Source organism: Agromyces sp. NPDC055520, assembly GCF_053619715.1.
The window spans coordinates 1-3,756 of record NZ_JBSHJY010000084.1 but is presented as its reverse complement, the minus strand read 5'-3'; the positions used below and the strand labels follow the sequence as shown (position 1 = coordinate 3,756).

3 protein-coding genes are annotated in these 3,756 nt (G+C 72.5%); 1 reads left to right on the top strand and 2 read right to left on the bottom strand.

Features of this window, described 5'->3' with window-relative positions; translation table 11 throughout:
• Positions 1 to 15: 15 nt before the first annotated feature.
• The gene (locus ACWGST_RS16920) at positions 16 to 1,443 is read right to left on the bottom strand and encodes an MFS transporter (RefSeq protein ID WP_452047833.1); all 1,428 of its coding nucleotides are present in this window, start codon (positions 1,441 to 1,443) and stop codon (positions 16 to 18) included.
• 111 nt (positions 1,444 to 1,554) lie between these two features.
• On the opposite strand from ACWGST_RS16920, the gene ACWGST_RS16915 reads away from it, so the two are divergent.
• Positions 1,555 to 2,577 carry a PHP domain-containing protein gene (locus tag ACWGST_RS16915; protein ID WP_452047832.1) on the top strand — a complete coding sequence of 341 codons (1,023 nt, stop codon included), beginning with the start codon at positions 1,555 to 1,557 and terminating at the stop codon, positions 2,575 to 2,577.
• A 12-nt stretch (positions 2,578 to 2,589) separates the two neighbouring features.
• Here ACWGST_RS16915 and ACWGST_RS16910 read toward each other — a convergent pair whose 3' ends face one another.
• Positions 2,590 to 3,477: an alpha/beta fold hydrolase gene (locus tag ACWGST_RS16910; RefSeq protein ID WP_452047831.1), complete on the bottom strand. Its 888-nt coding sequence runs from the start codon at positions 3,475 to 3,477 to the stop codon at positions 2,590 to 2,592.
• Positions 3,478 to 3,756 lie beyond the last annotated feature (279 nt).

The window sequence follows — 3,756 nt, the reverse complement described above, 5'->3', positions numbered from 1 at the left end:
GCACCCGGCGGCCCGTCATGCGTCGACCGTCTGCTCGGTTCGCGCGCTCGTGCGGTCGGCCGCGGTGCGCAGCAGCAGAGCGGATGCCGCGAGCCCGACGACCGCCAGCACGGCGGCGCCGATGAAGGCCGCCGAGAACCCCGAGGTGAGCGCCGGGGCATCCGTGCCGCGGGCGGTGAATGCGGCGCCGACGGCCGTCAGCGCTGCGAGACCGACCGCCGACCCGATCTGGTAGCTCGTGTTGACGAGGCCGGAGGCCACGCCCGTCTCTTCGGGCCGGGCGGCGCCGATCGCCGTGCCGAGCGAGGGCACGAACGCGAGCGCCATGCCGAGCGCCGCGACGAGCGAGGCGGGCAGCACATCGACCGCATAGCTGCCGTCGGGGCGGGCGAGGGCGAGCCAGCCGAGCCCGACCGCGAGCATGGTGAACCCGGCGACGATGAGCGGCTTCGCCCCGAACCTCGCCTGCAGGCGCGGGACGACGGCGACCATGCCGACGACGATGAGCGCGGTCATCGGCAGCAGCGCGGCGCCCGAGGCGAACGCCCCGGCCCCGAGCACCTGCTGCAGGTAGAGGTTCAGGAAGAACCACATCGGCACCCAGGACGAACCGAGCAGCAATTGCGCGAGGTTCGCGGCGCCGAGCTGCGGAGCGCGGAAGATGCCGAGGCGCAGCAGCGGCGTGCGGCTGCGCGACTGGATCGCGAAGAATGCGCCGAGCAGGGCGAAGCCGACGGCGAGCGCGATGAGCGTCTCGGCCGAGGCCCAGCCCGCCTCGGGGGCGCGCACGATGCCGTAGACGAGCGCGGCGAGGCCCGCGGTCACGGTGAGCGCGCCGGCGAGGTCGACCCGCCCGCGGCCGCCGTCGACCCGGGGGAGCGCGAGGGGCGTCAGGGCGACGACGAGCACGGCGATCGGCACGGTCGCATAGAACACCCACGGCCAGCTCGCGTACTCGGTGAGCACCCCGCCGAGGAAGACGCCGGCCGTGCCGCCGATCGGGGCGGCCGCGCCGTACACCGCGAACGCGCGCGGCAGGTCGGCGGTGCCGCCGAACAGCGTCATCAGCAGGGTGAGCGCGGACGGGGCGATGAGCGCGGCGCCCGCACCCTGGACGGCGCGACCGGCGATCTCGAGGCCGACGTCGCTCGCAGCGCCGGCGAGCAGGCTGCCCGCGGCGAGCACGAGCCAGCCCGTGACGAACACCCGACGCGCGCCGAACACGTCGCTGAGCCGGCCGCCGAGCAGCAGCAGTCCGCCGAAGGCGATGACGTAGGCGTTGAACACCCAGGACAGCGACTCGGGGGTGAACCCGAGCTCGGCCTGGATGTCGGGCAGGGCGACGCCGATGATCGACGTATCCATGATGACGACGAACTGCGCCGCGGCGATGAGCGCCAGGCCGAACCACCGGCGTCGTGCCGGTGGGGTGGATGTGGACATGGGATGTTTCCCCTCTCGTTCCGTGCTCGGGGTGAATACCCCTAGGGGGTATAGATATACCGAAGAATCGTACGCGTTGTCAAGCACCGGGACGCGCGCGACAATGGGGCGATGGACCCGGTGGCGGCGCTCGAAGAGATCGCGTTCCTGCTCGAGCGGGATCGGGCGTCGGCCTACAAGTCGAAGGCGTTCCGGCGCGCGGCCGAGACGATCCGACCGTTCAGCGCCGAAGAGGTCGCCGCGCGCGTCGACGACGGCCGCTTGAAGCGAACCCCCGGCATCGGAGACTCGACGCTCGTGGTCATCGCCCAGGCGGTCGCGGGCGGGGTGCCAGATCGCCTCTCAGCGCTCCGGGCCGAGGCCGGCCTCTCGCCCGAGGGAACCCGCACCGGGTTGCGGGCGCGGCTGCGCGGCGACCTGCACAGCCACACCGACTGGTCCGACGGCACGACGAGCCTCGAGGCGATGGCGCGCGCCGCCGAGGCACTCGGCCTCGAGTACCTCGCCGTCACCGATCACTCGCCGAACCTGCGTGTGGCCAACGGACTCAGCCCCGAGCGGCTCATCGCCCAGCAGCAGGTCATCGCCGACGTGCAGGCGGAGGTCCGCGGCATCCGGCTGCTTCGCGGTATCGAGGTCGACATCCTCGTCGACGGCACACTCGACCAGACTGCGGAACTGCTCGGCCGCCTCGACGTCGTGGTCGCCAGTGTGCACTCGAAGCTGCGTACCGAGCCGGCCGAGATGACGAAGCGGATGCTGCGTGCCATCGCCGACCCGCACACGAACGTGCTCGGGCACTGCACCGGCAGGCTCGTCGAGGGGGCACGCGGCACCCGGCCGCCGTCGACCTTCGACGCCCGGGTCGTCTTCGAGGCCTGCGCCGAGCACGGCGTCGCCGTCGAGATCAACTCCCGGCCCGAGCGGCAGGACCCGCCCGACGAGCTCATCGCGATCGCGCTCGAGGCGGGATGCCTGTTCTCGATCGACAGCGACGCGCATGCGCCCGGCCACCTGACCTTTCTCGAACTCGGCGCAGCGCGGGCCGAGGCGAACGGCGTGCCCGGCGAGCGCATCGTCACGACGTGGCCGGTCGACCGCCTGCTCGAGTGGAGCCGCGACCGCGCGGCGTGAGGGCGGCGGCGGTCAGGGGGCCGCGTGCGGCGGCAGATGCGTGCCCCGATGGATCTCGGTCAGGCTCGCGTGGCCCGGCGAGGCGGGGTCGTCGACGATCGGGCGATCGGCCATGAACAGCCGGATGAGGTGGGCGAGCTCGCCCGAGTGGCTGAAGTTGATCGCGTGCGCCGCGCCTTCGATGCGCACGAGCAGCACGTGATTGTCGGTCGCGGCGGCGACCTCCTGCACCCGCGAGTGATGCGGCATCAGCGGATCGCGGTCGCCGATGACGACGAGCGTCGGAACGTGCAACTCGAGCAAGCGCTCGAGGGTCGGGTACTGCGTCAGCGCGTGGAACATCTTGAACGTGCTCGGTACGCCGAACCTGAGGTAGTCGGGCACCGCCACCTTCATCATGCGCGGGGGCTCCCGGCCGCCATCGCGGGTGAGCTGGCCGACGGCACGGCGGAGCGGCTGGTTGTAGAGCCCTCCCGCAGGCGAGACGAGCACGGCGCGGTCGATGCGGTCGGGATAGTGGTGCGCGAACTCGAGGATGACGGGGCAACCCATCGAGTTGCCCACGAGCGTGACCTTCTCGATGCCGCGGTCGTCGAGGAACCGTGCCGCGGCGTGGGCGAGGTCGGGCACGTCGAGCGCGTCGGCCGCCTTGCCGCTGCGGCCGAAGCCCGGCAGGTCGGGCACCAGGGTGTGGAACTGGTCGGCGAGGCGTTCGGCCGTCGGCAGCAGGTAACGGCCGGAGAGGCCGAAGCCGTGCAGGTGCATCATCGCCGGGGCACCCGGTGGAGGCATCGGAGACTCGCGGTAGAACAGGTCGATGCCGTCGACCGTGGTCCATCGCTCGGCCAGACTCGACTCCGGACGCCGGGGTGACCGCCGAGCCGCGGCTTTCGTGCCCATGCGTCGATCATCCTCGCCGGAGGAATTCACGTCAACGGCTCGCGGCGCGCGCCCCGCAGCATCCACCTGCTGCCACTCGTACTCGCCGCCCTCATCCCACGCGGCGAACGGACCGTCGATGCCGGGTCGGCGTCGAAGATGCGGCATCGACTGCCCGTTCGCGCCCAGAATCGGGGGGGGGGGGGGGGGGGGGGGGCGGGGGGGGGGGGGGGGGGGAAACCCCCGGGCCAACCGGGGGGTTCGTGTGGAACGGGGGGCCCCAGGGGGGTAGAACCAGTG